The 17,374-nt window shown below is 72.9% G+C and carries 12 protein-coding genes; 6 read left to right on the top strand and 6 right to left on the bottom strand.

The window, feature by feature from the left end; genetic code table 11:
- Positions 1-84: 84 nt before the first annotated feature.
- A complete protein-coding gene (locus WME95_RS19725) occupies positions 85-1,653 on the top strand; it encodes a GMC family oxidoreductase (RefSeq protein WP_437909882.1) in 1,569 nt (522 codons plus the stop codon).
- Positions 1,654-1,730: 77 nt separating this feature from the next.
- Positions 1,731-2,426 carry a hypothetical protein gene (locus tag WME95_RS19720; RefSeq protein WP_437909881.1) on the top strand — a complete coding sequence of 232 codons (696 nt, stop codon included), beginning with the start codon at positions 1,731-1,733 and terminating at the stop codon, positions 2,424-2,426.
- 7 nt (positions 2,427-2,433) lie between these two features.
- On the opposite strand, the gene WME95_RS19715 is transcribed toward WME95_RS19720, so the two are convergent.
- Positions 2,434-3,804, bottom strand: a complete 1,371-nt coding sequence (locus WME95_RS19715) for an FG-GAP repeat domain-containing protein (RefSeq protein ID WP_437909880.1) — start codon at positions 3,802-3,804, stop codon at positions 2,434-2,436.
- Positions 3,805-4,258: 454 nt separating this feature from the next.
- A complete protein-coding gene (locus WME95_RS19710; protein WP_437909879.1) occupies positions 4,259-4,960 on the bottom strand; it encodes a hypothetical protein in 702 nt (233 codons plus the stop codon).
- Between the two features lie 555 nt (positions 4,961-5,515).
- On the opposite strand from WME95_RS19710, the gene WME95_RS19705 reads away from it, so the two are divergent.
- From WME95_RS19705 to WME95_RS19690, 4 genes are all read left to right on the top strand, one after another.
- Positions 5,516-6,574 carry an alpha/beta fold hydrolase gene (locus WME95_RS19705; protein ID WP_437909878.1) on the top strand — a complete coding sequence of 353 codons (1,059 nt, stop codon included), beginning with the start codon at positions 5,516-5,518 and terminating at the stop codon, positions 6,572-6,574.
- Positions 6,575-6,597: 23 nt separating this feature from the next.
- Positions 6,598-7,878 carry a fatty acid desaturase family protein gene (locus WME95_RS19700; protein WP_437909877.1) on the top strand — a complete coding sequence of 427 codons (1,281 nt, stop codon included), beginning with the start codon at positions 6,598-6,600 and terminating at the stop codon, positions 7,876-7,878.
- Positions 7,879-7,971: 93 nt separating this feature from the next.
- Positions 7,972-8,466: a PaaI family thioesterase gene (locus WME95_RS19695; protein ID WP_437553700.1), complete on the top strand. Its 495-nt coding sequence runs from the start codon at positions 7,972-7,974 to the stop codon at positions 8,464-8,466.
- 291 nt (positions 8,467-8,757) lie between these two features.
- Positions 8,758-9,435, top strand: coding sequence for a hypothetical protein (locus WME95_RS19690; RefSeq protein ID WP_437909876.1), 678 nt, complete (start codon positions 8,758-8,760; stop codon positions 9,433-9,435).
- On the opposite strand, the gene WME95_RS19685 is transcribed toward WME95_RS19690, so the two are convergent.
- From WME95_RS19685 to WME95_RS19670, 4 genes are all read right to left on the bottom strand, one after another.
- Positions 9,419-10,501, bottom strand: a complete 1,083-nt coding sequence (locus tag WME95_RS19685) for a lipase secretion chaperone (RefSeq protein ID WP_437909875.1) — start codon at positions 10,499-10,501, stop codon at positions 9,419-9,421. The genes WME95_RS19690 and WME95_RS19685 overlap by 17 nt on opposite strands.
- Positions 10,502-10,519: 18 nt before the next feature.
- Positions 10,520-11,431: an esterase/lipase family protein gene (locus WME95_RS19680; RefSeq protein ID WP_437909874.1), complete on the bottom strand. Its 912-nt coding sequence runs from the start codon at positions 11,429-11,431 to the stop codon at positions 10,520-10,522.
- 416 nt (positions 11,432-11,847) lie between these two features.
- A complete protein-coding gene (locus WME95_RS19675; protein WP_437909873.1) occupies positions 11,848-16,050 on the bottom strand; it encodes a serine/threonine-protein kinase in 4,203 nt (1,400 codons plus the stop codon).
- Between the two features lies 1 nt (position 16,051).
- On the bottom strand, positions 16,052-16,879 hold the full coding sequence (locus WME95_RS19670; RefSeq protein ID WP_437553690.1) for a hypothetical protein: 828 nt from the start codon (positions 16,877-16,879) through the stop codon (positions 16,052-16,054).
- Positions 16,880-17,374 lie beyond the last annotated feature (495 nt).

The raw sequence follows: 17,374 nt of genomic DNA, 5'->3' as shown, positions 1-17,374 counted from the left end.
GCACCGCACCACGTTCATACAGCGAGGACAGTTTCGAGGGTTCGTTGCCCGGCGGCGCGATCCCGTGTAGGTCGAGTTTCCAAGGTGTTTCGATCGTCACTGTCCTCTTCGCCCCGCCCGGCCGCCGCCGCTGAGCTCGTCGTCGTCGGGGCCGGCTCGGCGGGCGCCGTGATCGCCGCGCGTGTCACCGAGCGCGCGGATCGCGAGGTCCTGCTGCTCGAGGCCGGCCCGGACTACCCGGACCCGGAAGGCCTGCCCGCGGATCTGCGGGACGGCACCCGCAACTCGTGGCTCGCGCACGACTGGGGCTATCGCCACCGGCCGACGCCCGGGCAGATCATGTTCCTCTTCCCGCGCGGCAAGGTGGTCGGCGGCTCGTCGGCCGTGAACACGTGCATCGCGGTCCGCGGCCAGCCTTACGACTACGACGAGTGGGCGGCGCTCGGCCTGCCCGAGTGGGGCTTCGACGCCTGCCTGCCCTATTTCAAGCGCCTCGAGGACGATCTCGACTTCGGCGAGCCCTGGCACGGCAAGGGCGGCCCGGTGCCCATCCGCCGCGCCCGGCGCGAGGAGCTCGTGCCGTGGCAGGCGGCGTTCGTCGACGGGTGCAGGGCGCTCGGCCACCCCGAGTGCGCGGACACCAACGATCCGCGCGCGCCCGGCGGCGTCGGGCCGCACGCGATGAACAAGATCGACGGACAGCGCATGAGCGCGGCGCGCTGCTACCTGACCGCCGAGGTGCGCCGGCGCGAGAACCTGCGGCTCCGGCCGCGCACGACGGTGCGGCGGGTGCTCGTGCGGAACCGCCGGGTCGAGGGGGTCGAGATCGAGACGGACGGGCGCGTCGAGGTCGTCGCGACGCGGAAGGTGGTGCTGAGCGCCGGCGCGATCGCGACGCCGGGGATCCTCCTGCGCAGCGGGATCGGGCCGCGGGCCGAGCTCGCGCGCCTCGGGGTCACGCTCGTGTCCGACGTGCCCGCCGTGGGGGCGCGGCTGCTCGATCATCCGGGCGCCGTCATCGGCCTGTGGCCGCGCCGCCGCGGCCTGATCGACGTCCTGCGCCAGCCGCTCGTCCAGACGATGCTCCGCTACACCTCGCGCGGGAGCCCGTACCCGAACGACATGATGCTCCAGCCGGGCTCGTTCTTCCCGCTGCACCCGCGCCTCACGGTGCCGGCGTTCGCGCTCGCGTGCTGCATCGGCAAGCCGCGCGGCGTCGGCCGCATCGAGCACGTGAGCGCCGACCCGCACGCGCGGCCCCGCATCGTCTCGAACATGCTCGTCGACCGGGACGACCTGTCGCGCGCTGTCGACGCGCTCACGCTCGCGTACGAGATCGCCCGCACCGCGCCGATGCGCGAGCTCGGCTGGTTCGTCTGGCCCACGGAGCGCACGCTGATGCGGCGGGAGGCGCTGGAGCGGTGGATCACCCGGAGCTGCGGCTCGGGCTACCACCCGTGCGGGACGGCCCCGATGGGGCCCGAGGGGGACGTCTCGGCGGCGGTCGACGGGCGCGGGCGGGTCCGCGGCGTCGAGGGCCTGGTCGTCGCGGACGCGAGCATCATGCCGACCATCCCGAGCGTGAACACGAACCTGACGGCGCTGATGATCGGCGAGCGGTTCGGCGAGTGGCTCCGCGACGGCGCGGTGTAGCCGCCGCCCGGGGGCGAGAGGCCCGCTGACAGCGTTCGGCGCGCGCTCGAGGGTCGACCGGCGTTAAGGTCGCGCTCATGACGTCCACCGTGACCCGCAACACGGGCTCCACCATCAAGTACGCCGTCATCACGGCGGTGCTCGTCGGCCTCTCGTTCCTCTGTTTCCGCGCGATGATCGGCCGCTCCGGCCTGCTGTGGGTGCTCTGTCTCGCCGGCGGCCTCGGGTTCGCGGTGTTTTCGTTCGGGTCGCTCCTGGTCGCCAAGGACCTGGCCGGCACCGCGACGTGCCCGCGCTGCCGGGCGACGCTCGAGGAGATCGAGCTCAACCATACCGACGACCCGGCGTTCTGCGACAAGTGCCAGGCCGCGTACCTCGTCGACAAGCGTGTCCTCACCGTGCTCGCCGACGACTACGTCCACCCGACGCCGGGCTTTCCGGCGCCGGTGACGAGCGAGACGATCAGCTGGCCGGCCGGCTGCTGCGTGTGCGCGAGGCCGGCGACCCGCGGCGTCGAGGTGAAGGCGCACGACGGCGAGACCGGGACCAACGCGGCCGTCGCCGCGGCCGGGCTCGCGCTCGGGAGCATCGCTGTGCGCACCGGCGGCGGCACGACCTACACGCTGCGCATCCCGCACTGCGCCGAGCACGACGACGGCGCGAAGATCGAGATCGAGAGCAACAACAAGCCGCCGCTGAAGATCCGCTTTCGCTCGTACGCCTACCAGCGCCGCTTCCTCGAGCTGAACCCGAAGCCGGCGAAGGCCGCGTAGATCCGCTTCAAGGCGCCGTCGCGCAGCCGCGACCGCGGAAGACGACAAGACCGTCGAGCTGGACGCCCACGACGTCAGGGCACCCGTTGCAGTCAAAATCGGTGATGCCGATGCCAAAACCGTCGATGTTTTCGAAGGTGCCGGGGAATGGAGCCGCCTCCGCTTCGAACGTGCCCTCCTGGGTCTGGAGGAACGACCACATCTCGGCGGTGTTTCGGCTGACCGCGACGAGATCGCTCCGCCCATCGAGGTTGAGATCGGTGATCTGCAGGCCTCCTGAGACGAAATACTGGTGATCATCGATGGTGAGCAGCGGTTGCGGCGCCGTCAGGTGGCCGAGGTCGTCTTGCAGCAGGATCCAGACCCGCATCGGCCCGTCCGAGTACTCGTGCGTGACGGCGGCGACGTCCTGGCGTCCGTCGTTGTTCACGTCGCCCACCGCGATCGAGACGAACGAGACGCCTGAGCTCGGCGGCGTGGTCTCGAAGAAGACCTGCTGTCCGGTCGTGTCGAACCCGCGCTCGACGTCGTGCGGAAAGACGGCGATGCCCGCGCCCACGCCGGTCATCGCGATCACCGCGTCGGGTTGGCCGTCCCCGGTCACATCGCCGGTGACGATGCCGGACATGAACACGCCGGCCGGCAGCTCGTGGGCCAGCTCGAATCCGCCGCCGCCGTCGCCCCGGTAGATGAGGATCTTGCTGTGATAGCCGAGCCCGACGATGTCGAGGATGCCATCCCCGTCATGGTCCACGGCGGTCGGGGAGAACGTGGTTGGCGCGGCGATCATCCTCGGGGGCTCGAAGGCGCCGCCGCCCTGGTTACGGAGGAAGGCGAGCCCTTCCTGCTGCGCGACGACGACATCGAGCGCGCCGTCGTGGTCCGCGTCGAGCAGCAGCGTGTCCTCGACCGAGTTGGCCGGCGTGGAAGGGGTGTAGATGACTTCGCCGTTCAGCTCCCGTACCCGCGGATGCGTCTGCACGTACAGCGCTCTGCGATCCGTGCTCACGAAGTCGAAGCGCCTGTCCCCGTCGATGTCGCCCAGCGACAGCTGACCCATGTACACGCCCGAGGACTCCGCGGGATAGAGGAGGCCGGGCTTCAGGTAGTAGCCGCTGCCATCGCTCGGCTCCGCGCCGGGGAACGGGCCCGCGCATCGATCGCCCGCGCCGCCGCCGTTCGGCTTCGGCACATCCGCGCCGCCGCCGTTCGACACATCGACGACGCGCTCGGCCGTCCCCCGCCGAGCAACGGGCCTGTCCGGCGAGCCGACGTCAGTCGCCTCTTCGTCCCGCGGCGAATCGACCGAGTCGTCGTGGGGAGATGGCTCGGGAAGGACAACCGAGCTCTCGCACCCCGAGCTGAAGCCAACAAGCAAACAACAAGCTACCACGATGCGTCCGCTGCTGCGTCGCGCAAACCTCATAGATTACCTCCGCAAGACAAGTGAAACCCACGCACCTGAACGTCTCCGGGACATGCCCCTCCCCCACGCCATCGGCGGCTCGGCGACTACGATGCAATGAGCGGGCTGCGCATTCATTGGAGCAGGAAAATCGCGCGTCATCCGGGACGCGGCCGCGCGTTCTTGCCCGGCGCATCGCGTCGCCGAGCCGGTCACGACGGTCTTCCCTGCCGGCAACGCGTCGTGGTGTAATTTTCTACCGCGGCGCGCGTCCAGCGCCGTGAGCCCCCCCGGAGCACCTCTTCCGCGAAGGCGCAACCAAGGACAGACACCTTGCTTTTTGGCGTCTTTGCGCTCTTGGCGTCTTTGCGTTGAACATCTCTCCGCCCGCGCGGAAGAGCCCTGTCAGGATCTCTGACCCACGGGTTCAGCAGATCATCCCCTGGCCGCGCATCTCGGCGAGATCCTCGTCGCTCGGCCGGCGGTGCCGCCCGAGGAGCAGGTCGCCGAGCCAGAGGAGGTTGTAATTGCAGTGCATGTACCGGTGGTGCAGGTAGTGATGCCGGGAGATGAAGCGCACGTAGCGCGTGCCGAGCAGCCACCGCATCGGCCGCGACGCGCGGGCCATGGCCTCGGCACGCGGCATGTGCAGGTACGGGTGGAGGACGAGCGACGAAAGCGGGTAGATCACGAGCGGCAGCAAGGCGCCGACGACCACCGCCGCCGGGAGGAAGATCGCGTACAGCGCGAAGAACGGCAGCACGGGGGCGGCGAACGCGAGGATCCCCAGGCCGGCCAGCGAGACGCCGTATTGCTCGCGGATCATCCGCCGGTCGCCCTGGGTCTCGACGATCCAGCGATCCAGCCGCTCCTGCTCCTCGCGGCTCTCGAACTGCCGCACGTGACTCACGCGGTAGGTCTTGCCGTGATGCACAACCGAGTGACTCGTATGTGCGCGCAAGAGCGGGTGGCCCACGCGACCGAGCCGCTTCGCCGCGCTGCGGACCTTGAGGGTCGCGTGCAGCGCGTTCCGGTGGAGAAACGACTCTGCCATGGAGACCGTGAGATAACCGATCACGACGCCCGCCACGATCTGGACAGCCCCTGTAGACATTGCCACGGGATTCATGGGTATGCTCCTTCGCGCAGACCTCGGGTCTGCAAGGGACGCTGGCGCGGCCGGCGAGCAGCGCGGCCGGGATGCCTTCGTCGATGCCGGTTCGTGCATGGCAACCGCGATGCCAGCCCGCTCCGGCGCGACTCCGCCCGTCCGGCGCGGCGGTTCGGCGTCCGGAGCCCTCACGCCGCGCCGCGGGGGCGCTCCTCACATGGAGGCCCGGACCTCCAGCTGGCGGCTGGCCCCTTTACCCCGGCTGGCCGCATGCACCGCCGGCGGCGCGGCGCGTTGCTCGATCGAGCAAGCGGGTGTCCGCGCCGAACCAGCCTGGGCTCGCTGAAGCCCCGAGGGCGCGTGATGCGCCCGCGTCCGGGCGGAGGGCGGCCCACGAGGCCAGCTGGAGACTGGCATCCTTGCTGCAATGACGCCTCTCGCCGCCGCACCCACGCCGCCCCGTACCGGCCGTGGCCGGCTGTCGCTCGGCCCGGCTCCTCGGCGAACACCCGCGGATCAGGAGCTCGTGCCGGACAGCGCGCCTCGCGGCGGAGAGGAAGAGGTTGAGGACCCATGATCGAGCAGAACGCCCTTCATCGCGCATCCTTGATGCAGCGTCCCGAGCCCCTCACCGCGCAGCAGGGAGAGCGCGCGCCTCTCGTGCGCCTCGCGCGCGGCCACGCCGCGACCATCGCGGGCTTCGTCACGAGCAGCCTCACCCCGGAGCTCACGTCCGCGGTCCCCTGGCGATTCCGCGTCCCTGGCGGGCCGTACGGCGCGGCGACGCTGACCGGCCTGTACTTCCCTTCCCCGGGCAGCCGCGACCTTGTCGTCCTGCTGCACGGCATGGGCGGCGACGTGCGCTCGGCCTACCTGCGCGCGGCGACGGCTGCCCTGCGCGCGCAGGGGCTGTCGGTGCTGCGACTCGGCCAGCGCGGCTCGTCGTGCGACCCGGAGGATCTCCACCACGCGGGGCTCTGGGAGGACCTCGCGGCCGTGCTGAGCGGCGATCCGGTCGTCGCGCGCCACGAGCGGATCTTCGTCGTCGGCTTCTCGATGGGCGGACACGTGGCGCTCCACCTCGCCGCGGCGGGGCACCCGCGGCTCGCGGCCGTGGCCTCGATCTGCTCGCCCCTCTACCTCGATCGCGCCGTGAGCCACATGGATCGCCCCGAGAGCGTCGTGTACCGGCGCCACGTCCTCGGGGGGCTGAAGCGGATGTACCGGGAGATCTCGCGGCGGCGGCGGATGCCCGTCCCGCCGTCGGCCGTCGATCGGGCGGCGACGCTGCGCGAGTGGGACCGCCTGACGGTGGTCCGCCGCTTCGGTTTCCGCGATCCCACGGCCTATTACGAGGCCCAGGGCGCCGGGAGGATCCTTGGCTCGCTGGCCACCCCGGCGCTGCTCCTGTACTCGCGCCAGGATCCGATGGTGCCCCCGGCGACGCTCGCCGGCCTGGCAGCGCGTGGGGGGCTCTCGTCGCCCGTCCGCGTCGTCTGGATGGACGGCGGCGGCCATATCGCGCTTCCCCGCAGGCTCGATCTCGGCCTCGACCCGGCCGTGCCTCGGACTCCGTACGAGCAGATCGCCGCCTGGTTGCGGCGGCACCAGGCCCCCGGGGGCGCGTCATGAGCGCTCGAATCATCACCATGGCCATGACACGCCTCGCTTCGCTCGAGACGCAGAGGACGGAGCTCACGATGAAGACCGATGATGTGTTCTCCCGCGCCGCGCCCGCAGCGACCGACACGGCCCCTCGCATGACCTCGCTCTCGGCCGACGATGCCCGGCGGCTGATGGCGGGCATCAGGGCGATCCGCGCCGGCGCCTCGGCCCGGACGGGCGCGGAGGATCTCCGCCATATCAAGCGCCTGTCCCTGCTGGGCCGCGTCTTCTCCGCCCTCGGGTACGCGACGTCCGCGCTCGGGCCCAACCCGATCTCGATGATCCTCATCGCCCTTGGCCGGTTCGCCAGGTGGGTCGTCGTCGCGCACCCGGTCCTCCACAAGGCGTATGATGGCGTCGCCGGCGGCGACCCGGCCTGGAACAGCCGCACGTTCGCGCGGGGCCGGCGCAGCCTGTGGGACTGGTTCGACTGGCTGGACGCCGACGCATGGCAGGCGCAGCACAACGTCTCTCATCACTGCTACACCGGCGACGAGCGGGACCCGGACCGCGTCGCCGTCAACATGGCGTGGCTGAAGCGTAAACCGAAGCTCGTCCGCGCGCTCGCGCTGTTCGTGACCGCGTGCACCTGGAAGTGGCTCTACTATGGCCCGGCCACCCGGAGCGCCCTCCGCAAGCGGCGCGAGCGCGCGGCCGAGGCCTCGACGGAGGGGCGCGAGCGCGCGGCCTGGTCGCCAGGCGTGCTGCTCGACCGCGAGATGCTGCTCCGCTCGTACCTGCCGTATGCGCTCGTGCACTTCGTCGTCCTGCCGCTCGCGTTCCTGCCGCTCGGCCGCTGGGCGGCGCTCGGCGTGCTCGTCAACAGCGTCGTGGCGGAGCTCCTGTCGAACCTGCACAGCTTCGCGGTGATCGCGCCGACCCACACCGGCCTGGATATCCCCATCTTCGAGGGCGCCGCGCGCAGCCGCGAGGAGTATTACGTCCGGCAGATCGTCGGATCGGTGAACTACGAGAGCCCGAGCAGCGCCGCCGACTTCCTGCACGGCTACATGGGGTATCAGATCGAGCATCACCTCTGGCCGGACCTGCCGCTCCGGCAATACCCTGAGGTCGCGCGGGAGGTCGAGGCGCTGTGCAGGGAGGTCGGGCTCCCGTACCGCAGGGACTCCGTCTGGAGGCGGATCGCCGAGATGGTCCGCGCGGTGATCAGCGACGAGGAGGTGCAGGCCGCGCGCGTCGCGATCTCCGGCGCGCGCCGCGCCGAACGGAAGGACATCGGTGGCCTTGAGCTCGCTTCCTTGCACGGATAGGCTCCGAGGCCCATCGATCGCGGGCTCGCGCGGACGTCACGGACGTCACAGACGTTACAAACGTCAGATTCAGGAACACGGAGAGAGGGAATCATGACGACGAATCAGGAACGACAGCTGGTGGTGACGTGGCAAGATCCTGCGCCGGCGGTGGAGAAGGTGAGATCGATGTCCGGCCTCGCCTACCTCACGGCCATGATGAACGGCGAGCTGCCGATGGCGCCGATCGCGAGCTTCCTCGGGCTGCGGGTCGCGGCGGTGGAGGCTGGCCGGGTCGTCATCACCGGATCTCCCGGCGAGCAGCACCAGAATCCGATCGCGATGGTCCACGGCGGTTATCTGAGCACGATGCTCGACTCCGCGATGGGCTGCGCCGTGCACGCGTCCCTGGAGGCGGGGGTCGGCTACTCGACCGTCTCGCTCCAGGTCAGCTTCGTGAAGGCCCCGCGCGCCGGCGGGCCCGAGCTCATCGCCGAGGGCCGGGTCGTCCACCTCGGCAAGCGCCACGCCACCGCCGACGGGACGCTGCGCGACGCCGACGGCACCCTCTACGCCCACGCCACCACGACGTGCCTGATCCTGCGGTGAGCGCGGGCGCGCCCGTGAGCCGGCGCCGCTACCGGAGGATCTCCTCGTCTGCGGCGTCTTCCCGGGACGCGGGACTCGGCATCTCCTCTCCATGAAGGGGAATCGCAGCGGCGCCGAGGACTCCGAGGGGATCGCAGAGGATCGCTGTGCGCTCCTTGCCCTCTGTGCTCACTGCACCTCCCTGCCCCGGATCCCGGGCGATCGAGCGACGGGGGCGAAAGGCATCTCCCGGAGGAGGCCCGTGGCTTGCTCTCTCCAGCGCAGGTGCGTCGATGGCACCGGGAGGGGCGCATGTGGACTTCGAAGACAGGGAGAACCAGCGGTAGGTCAACAAGGGGGAAAGGCGTCGTCCAGGGGCTCGCCGGGCTTCTCGGGATCGGCCTCTGTCTCGGCATCTCCAGCGCTTCCGCTGCTGACCCGACTCAGGCCATCTCCCCTCAGGCCCCGGCGCAGGGTCGTGTCGCGCCGCCGCAGCAGACCGCGACCATCACGCAGCGCGCCCCGCAGCGGGTCGCGACCGCCACCTACGTCGCGAACCCGCGGAGGGCGCGCTGGATCATCGCGGGCGCGTCGACCCTGGGCGGCTTCTGGGTCGCGTCGGCCGTCCGCGGCGCCGCGCTCTCCCTCGCGCAGCCGGAGGTGCGGATCCGGCTGGTGCCGCAGTGCTCCCAGGGCGCCTGCTTCATCCTCCGGCGCCAAGAACGCACCTCGGCCAACCCCGCCTCGCTGCTGATCCCCCTCGCGGGTCCGTGGATTCACCTCGGCACGGGGCGGCCGACGGCGGCCAGCGCGGTCGGCCTCTCCCTCCTCGGCGCCGGGCAAGCCGTCGGCCTTGGGATGCTGCTCGGCGGCATCGCCATGCCCCCGCAGGTGCGCGTGCCGCTGCAGCGCGGCCAGGTGCTCCAGGTGGGCGCGGCCCCGATCGTCACCCCCGGCGGGCTCGGGCTCTCGATCAGCGGATCGCTGTAGGCGCTCCCGTCACCGCGGGAGGCGCGAGGTTGAGGATCGCCCGCACGCGCAGCCGCTCCTCGGGCGTGAACGAGCCCTCGAGCAGCGCCTCCTCCTCGGCGCGCCGCGCGTCGGGATCGGCCACCGTCGCCTCGATGTCCGCGCGCGCGCCGGCGAACGCGTCGAGGCGCTGCTGCCAGGCCGCCCGCTGCCGGTCGAGCTCCGCGAGCCGGTCCGCGGCCTCGGGGCCCACCGTCGCGACCCGGTGCTCGCGCAGCTCCTCGTCGGACGCGCCCGCGTCCCGGAGCGCCTGCTCCTCGGCCTGCTGCGCGAGCGGGCGCGTCGCCGCCTCCCGCGCCTCGCGGACGGCCTCCGGCAGCGCCGCCTCGACCTCCGCGATCCGCGCGTCGCGCTCCTCCGGCGACAGGGCCTCGTCCGCGAGGATGCGGGACTCCTCGATCGCTGCCTCGATCTCCCGCTCCTCGTCGCCGAACAGCCGCGCCGCGGCCGTCTCGCCGAACCATGCGCGCCGGATCGCGCGCAGCGCGGCGAGGCGCGCCGCCGGATCGGCCTCCTGCGCGACGCGCGCCGCGCCGGCCGCCTCGCGGTAGCCGAGGTACCGGTCGAACAGCGCGATCGCCTGCTCCGCTCCGCGCCCCGCCGCCCGCTCCCGGATCGCCGCCACGACGCGGGCCCGGATCGCCGGCGCCGGCTCCTCGCCGGTGGCGCTCAGGAAGTAGTCGAACAGACCGAGCAGCTCCGGGCCGACGACCAGATCGCCGCGCTCGTCGACGGTCACCGCGCCGTCGACGTCGGTGCCGCGGAGCGAGGGCGGCGCGGCGCTCGCCGGCGGGCGCGGCGCCGCAGGGGGCCGCGGCGATACCGACAGCGCCTGCCGGACGCGCGTGGGGGCCGGCGCCACCGACAGCGCGGGCAGCGCCTCCTTCCGAGCGGGGCGCGCGATCCCGTTCGATCGGACCGAGGGCGCCGCCGGCCGTGTCCGCTCCCCCGAGAGGAGGCGCCCCACGCCGACCGTCGCGACGAGCGCCATGGCCACGAAGAGAGCGGTCCTGCCACGACGCGCCACGAAGAGCCCTCCAGGAGGTCAGAGGCCGACGGCCTTCAGCCGGCTCGCGTGCGACCGGAACACGGACTTCGGGTTCGGGCCAGACAGGTTGATAAACCCGAAGATCTGATTGACCTCGTCGAGGTGGTTCATCGCATAGTCGTCGCGGACCACCTCCCCGAAATGGGAGCTGCACCTGCCCACCATCCCGTCGTTCGACTCCGAATACAGGGTGGAGATGAGCTTGAGCGTCAGGTCCGTCGGATCGATGAGGCTCGTGACGACCGCTGTCCCCGACCACGAGAAGAAGCGCACGCCGCCCTCCTCGGCGGGGCCCTGCCCGCACCGGCCGTCGGGCAGCCCGGCGGGGTAACGCGCGTTGAACTCGCGCATCCCGGCGGCGGACAGCGATCTGACGGCGGCGATCGCGTCCTGAGGCGCCGTGTGCCCGCTGAGCAGGCTGAGCACCGCGCCGAGGCCGTTGGCGAGGAGCGAGAGCGCCCCCTCCGCGAGCCCGCCCTCTCGCAGGTTCTCCTGGAGGAAACTGGCGAGCTCGGCCCCCTGATGCGGAGACCCGATGGTGGTCACCGACGCAATGAGATCCGGCCGCACCGCGGCGACATACCGGGCGTCGAGCCCGCCATGGCTGTGCCCGACCAGGTTGACCTTCCCGCTCCCGGTGCGCGCGACGATATCCTCGACCTGCGCGAGCAACGCCTCCCCCCGCGCCTCGGTGCTGTCGAACTGGGGGACCTCGGCGGCATACACCTCCGCTCCGCCGGAGCGCAGCGCCGACGCGATGCCGCCGAAGTAGTCGATCACCCCGAACATCGCCTTGAAGCCGGCCATCCCGTGACAGAGCACGATCGGATACCGCGTCTGCGCATAGCTCTTCATCGCCAGCGCGGCCTCGCCGACCTCGGCGCGCTCCACGTCCGCCGGCTCGTCCATCGACGCGACGCATCCTGGCGAGAGCAGCACCACGACAGCTCCCGCCGTGCACCGCAATGCGTCAATCCACGTCCGGCGCCCGGCCCATCGTTTTCTCTCGACTCTCTGATTTCGAGCGGGTGTGACGGCGGTGGGTCGTGCAGCGCGCATGCTGGAGGAATGAGCTCGTCTGATCACCTGTCACCTCTGATAGAGTATTTGTTTAATTCGAATCAAGCAGAACTCACAGGCTCTCAGCGCGACAAGCACCTCGCGTATCCTGGACAATCGGAAGGCCGGTGTCCTCCCCTTCACGGGTCACGTCGGTCCAGGCGGCGCGACAGGGCATCAGCGCGGGAGCGCAGAGCCGCCCATGTCGCGGCGAGGCCCGGGGGCACGCGGACGGGCGAGGCGGAGGGCGCGAGCCCTCGGGGCGGCTAGGTCGCCGTCGCACCGCGCGCGCCGCGGACGATGCTCGCGTTCTCGGGCACCGCCGTCAGGAACCGCTCGCGCCGCCGCGGGTCCGCGATCCGCCGCGCCCGCGCGAGCAGGAGCTCCCTGGCCTCCGAGAGCACCGCGGACGCCTCGCCGTGGGCGCCGGACGCCGCGAGCGCCTCGGCGTAGGCGAGCCGCACGAGCGACTCGCCTTCTTCCAGGGATCCGAGCGCCGCGAGCTCGCCGAACGCCGCCCGCGCCGCGCCGAGCGCCGCCGCGACCTCGCCCGCGGCGAGCAGCGCTCGCGCGCGCACCGCCACGGCGGCCGCGCGCAGCCGGGGGGCCACGTGCAGCGCCGCCTCGGCCGCGCGCGCCTCCCGCTCGGCGGTCGCGGCGTCGCCGGAGAGGAGCGCGATCTTCGCGAGGTAGGTCCGCGCCACGCCCTCCATGCGGAGGTCGCCCCGCTGCTGGAACGCCTCCACCGCGCGCCGCTCGACGAGCTGCGCCTCGTCGAGCTTGCCGAGCAGCCCGAGCGCGTGGCCGAGGTTGTGCAGCGCGACCGTCTCGAGCTCGCGCAGCCCCATCCGGTCGGCGGCCTCCAGGGCGGCGCGCAGGACGGACTCGGCCGCCCCGAGCTCGCCGAGCTCGGCGTAGATGAAGCCGAGGTTCGCGCCGATGACGCACGCGCTGCGCCTGTCCCCGGCCTGCTCGAAGGCGGCGAGCGCCGCCTCCAGGCCCTCGAGGCACGCCTCGGGATCGCCGCCGGCCGAGGCGCGGATCGCGCGGAGCTGCTGCGCCATCGCGACGAGCTCGGCGTCCGGCGGCGGATGCGCGCGGAGATCCTCGTCGATGCGCGCGAGCAGCGCGTCGGCCTCGGCGTAGCGGCCGCCGAAGACGAGCTGCGCGCCGCACTCGCAGAAGCACGCGATCCGGGCGCGGCGCAGCGCGGCCGCGCCGGAGGACAGCGCCGCGGAGGCCGCGGATGCCGGCGCACCGGGCGCGAAGTGCGCAGCGGAGGGCGGCGCCGCGGACGCAACGGTGGGAGGCGCCGCGGACGCGAACGTGGGAGGCGCCGAGGACGCGAAGGAGGGCGGCGCCGCGGACATCCCCTCGGCGACGGCGGCCCACCGCGCGACGCGGTCGACCGCGCCGAGCTTCCCGGCCGCGGCGGCGATCTGGGTGACCGCCCGGAACCACCCGGCGCAGCCGGCGGGGAGCAGCTCGGCCGCGGACGCGCCCAGCTCCTCGGCCGCCGCGAGGTCGCCCGTCCAGACGTTGACCTCGGCCGCGACCAGGCGGAGCGCGCCGAGATCCTCGCCCTCGGCGCCGCACGCCTCGCCGCACGCGGCGCGCTCGATCGCGGCGCGCAGGTCGTTCGCCTCGAGCGACTGCTCGGCCGCGCGGCGGTACCAGCGCACCGCGCGGCCGGGCTCTCCGCCGCGGCGGAAGTGCTCGGCCACGCCCCGCGGATCGGCGGAGGCGCTCCGCTCGAGCCACGCGCCCGCGAGCCGGTGGCCGAGGGCGCGGTCGCGCTCGGTCAGCATGGCGTACGCCGCCTCGCGGACGAGCGTGTGGCGGAAGACGTAGTCGGCGGCGTCGGCGAGGCCCGCCGACGCCGAGGCCGGCGCGACGAGCTCGCGGTCGGCGAGCGCCGTCAGCCAGGCCTCCACGTCGGCGAGGCGCTCCTCGCCGCCGAGCAGCGCCGCGACGCCGCGCTTCGAGAAGCGATCGCCGAAGATGCTGGCCGCCCGGAGCACGCGCTTGCCCTCGTTGCCCTCGGCGTCGAGCCGCGCCTCCACCGTGCCGAGCACCGAGTCGGGCAGGAGCTCCTCCTTGCCGCTCGCGACCGCGCGGATGAGCTCTTCCAGGTAGAACGGGTTGCCGCCGGCGCGCTCGACGAGGCGCGCGACAACGCCCTCGGGCACGGGCTCGCCGAGCGCGGCGCGCACGAGCTCCGCGCTCGCGCGGCGCGGCAGCGGGCCGAGCTTGATCGTCTGCACCTCGCGCTCGGCCCACAGGCTCGGGAACAGCCGGTGGACGTCCGGGCGCGCGAGCGCGAGCAGGATGAGCGGGAGCTCGCGGAGGTTCCGCAGCGTCGCGTCGAGCAGGCGCACGGTGGCGGCGTCGCCCCAGTGGAGGTCCTCGAGCGCGAGGAGCACCGGGCGCGCGGCGCACTCGGCGGCGAGCCAGTCCTCCCAGGCGGCCCCCACGCCGTCGCTCATGCCGGTGGCGCTCTGGCGCGCCGCCCGCACCATGCGGGCGTGCTCCGGCGACGGCGCGCCGCTGATCTCGCCGAGGAACGCCGCCGCGCGATCGAGCGCCGGGCCGCCCAGGTGACGCCCGAGCCGCTGCTTCAGCTTGCGCTGCCGCGCCCACGCCGGGTCGCGCGCGCGGAGGCCGGCGGCCCGGCAGAGCACGTCCGCGATCATGCCGAAGGGCGAGCCGGGAGAGCCTGAGTCGGCGCGGCCCCAGAGGATCTCGATCGGCTCGTCCCGCTGCCGCAGGGCGGCGAAGAGCTCCAGGCGGAGCCGGGACTTGCCGGCGCCGGGCGGCCCGAGGACGAGCACCGCGCTCGCCAGCGACTCGGAGATGCAGCCGGCGAGCACGCCGTGGAGCATCGAGAGCTCGCGGGCGCGGCCGACGCACGGGGTGCGCTTCCCGAGCAAGGCGGGGGCGATCTCGTCCACGGCGCGCTCGCCGTAAAGAAAGAGCGGCCCGCCCGGCGCCGAGGGCGCGGCGTGCGCGACGATGAAGCGCGGGCCGAGCATGTCGGCGGTCGCGCCGTCGATGCGCACCGCGCGCACCTCGCGCTCATCGAGCGCCACGCGGAGCTCGGCGAGGCCGCGGTCGATCACGTCGCCCTCGGCGAGGCCCGCGGAGAAGACGCCCCGCCCCGTGATGACGCAGAGCGGTGCGGCCGGGAGCTCGGTGCGGAGGGCGAGCGCGCACTGGGCGGCGCGCTCGGCGCGATCCACGGCGCTGCCAGGGCCGGACATCATGACGATCTCCACGCCCGGGACGAGCTGCGTGAGCCTGCCGCCGTGGAGCTCGACGAGCGAGCGGATCTCCGCGGCCCGGGCGCTCGACGTGGACGGCTGTAGCCTGCTCGATCCGGGCGGCAGCTGCGACCTGCGCGAGGCGGGCGGCTGCGACCTGCGCGAGGCGGGCGGCGGCTCGCCAGGGGCCTCCTGGGCCTGCGGGGCGGGCTGCGGCGCCCGGGCTGCGCCGTGGCCGGGCTCGCCGAGGAGGACGAGGCTCACGACGCGCTGCTCGCCCAGCGTGAGGGCGGCGCGGTCGCGCGGGCCGAGGCCGTGGGCCGGCGCGTCGGGCGCCGCGCCGCCCGCGAGCGTCGGCGCGTCGGGCGGCGCGGTCCACCCGCCCCGCATCGCGGCGATCCGGTCGAGCTCGGCCGCGACCTCGGCGCCGTCGCGCGGGCGGTCGCCGGGCTGCCTGGAGAGCATGCGCGCGACGAGCTCGTCGAGCGGCGCCGGCGCGTCCGAGCGCACGTCGCGGAGGCGGGGCGGGCTCATCAGCAGCACCCTGCTGAGCGCCGCCATGGGGCTCGCGCTCGCGAAGGCGGGCTGGCCGGCGAGGCACTCGAAGAGGACGCACCCGAGGGAGAACACGTCGCTGCGCGGGTCGGGCACGCTGTGCGCCTCGACCTGCTCCGGGGCCATGTACCCCGGCGTGCCGAGGACGCCTCCGGTGACGGTGACGCGCCCCGCGTCGCTGCTGGGCCGCGCGATGCCGAAGTCGACGAGCTTCACCCGCCCGGCGTCCCCGCCCGGTAGGAAGAGGTTGCTCGGCTTGATGTCGCGGTGGACGATGCCGCGCGCGTGCGCGAACGCGAGGGCGTCGGCGGCCCGGCGCACGAGCAAGAGCCCCTCGCTCGCCGGCAGGACGCCGCGCGCGAGGCGCGCGGCGAGGTCCTCGCCGTCGAGCCACTCCATGGCGAGGTAGCGATCGCCTTCCGGGGTGCTGCCGTGCGCGACGTAGCGCACGATGCCCGGGTGGACGAGCGCGGCGAGGAGGGCGGCCTCCCGCTCGAACCGCTCGATCTGGATCTCGTTCCTCAGCCGGACGATCTTGAGGGCGACCGCCGCGCCGCCGAGGCGGTCGTACGCCTTGTAGACGGTGCCCATCCCTCCGGAGGCGGCCTCGCCCTCGACGACGAAGCGCCCCGCGATGATCTCCGCGTGGCCCACGTCAGCGCAGGAACACGGTGACCGAGCCGGGGTTCGGCGTCTTCTCGACGATGAGCTTGCCCGAGCTGTTGCGGACCTTGCCGCGGCAGTTCGGGAAGCTTCCGTCGCTGTTCGGCTCGTCGCACAGGCTGTCGCACGAGCCGGCGACCTTGATCGCGCACGTCTCGAGCGAGGGCCCGCAGGCGCGCGCGAGCGACGAAGCCTCGGGGGGGAGGCACGCGTTGTAGCGAGGCAGCGGCGCGAAGATGTCGCCGTAGTACGTGGCCTCGCGCCTCGGATAGGCCGAGCGCTCGACCTTGTCGGCCCGGAGCTCCTCGCGATCTCCGCGGACGGAGATGTTCACCTTGTGCCCGAGGTAATTGACGCGCGCGAGGACGCAGCCGCTGACCCAGGACCGGCACGCTTCGTCGCAGGCGCCGCCCTCCTCGCCCCAGCTCGCCGCGAGGCCGAGCTCCCCTGGAAAGGAGAACTCGTCGCCGTCCACGGCGACGGTGAAGCCTTCACCCGCGGGCAGCGCGCAGCCCGCGACGTACTTCAGCAGGGTGCGCGCGGCCGGGTCGCGGAGCGCGTCGGCCGTGCGCGGGTTGCCCGAGAGCGCCTCGGCCCTGAGCGCGTTCGACGTCAGCGCCTTCGACGTGAGCGCGTTCGACGTCAGCGCGTTCGACGTCAGCGCGTTCGACGTCAGCGCGTTCGCCGTCTGGGCGGCGTTGGAAGCTGCGTCCCCGGCGTCCTCGGCCGGAGCGTCCGGATCGAGCGCCACCGCGCACGCGCTCGCGAAGAGCGCCGCGATGGCCAGGAGGAGTGCAGCTAGCTTCGGCGAATGCTCCATGGATAACGCCCCCCTGGGATGCCCATGAGCGCATGGCCCACGAGCTCCCGAAACGACCGGCGCCGAGGCGCGGGCCAAGGGGTACGCGCATCGAACACCGGTGCGTGATCTTGTTCAGATGCACGAGCCGCGAAGAAGCCCACGAGTCGGAGCGGCCGATGGGGCCATCTCCGCTTCAGAGACAAATGGAAAGATGTCACTGATACCCCGCTGGGCAAAGACCGACGCGCACGCAATGATCTCTTTTTTTGTGTCGCGGCGCGATCGCTCTGTCGACGCTGTCGGCGCGAGACTCCTGCTCTGTCCAAGGCATCATGGACAGCGATGCTGGCACCGGGGACGGAGGGGCGATGGGGTGCGGTCGAAGTGCGATGGTGGCGACAGGATGGCCTGTCGCTGACAGCCAACCTCCTCGCCGGGAGGCGCCCGGCGGGCTCGATCCATCCGAGCGGACGACGTCCTGGGCCTGCGCCTCCCGGGCCCGCCGTCGACCTC

The organism is Sorangium sp. So ce327 (genome assembly GCF_051530205.1).
Taxonomy (GTDB): Bacteria; Myxococcota_A; Polyangia; order Polyangiales; family Polyangiaceae; genus Sorangium; species Sorangium cellulosum_B.
Note: the sequence above shows the minus strand (reverse complement) of the source record. Positions and strands in the feature narration are given on the sequence as shown.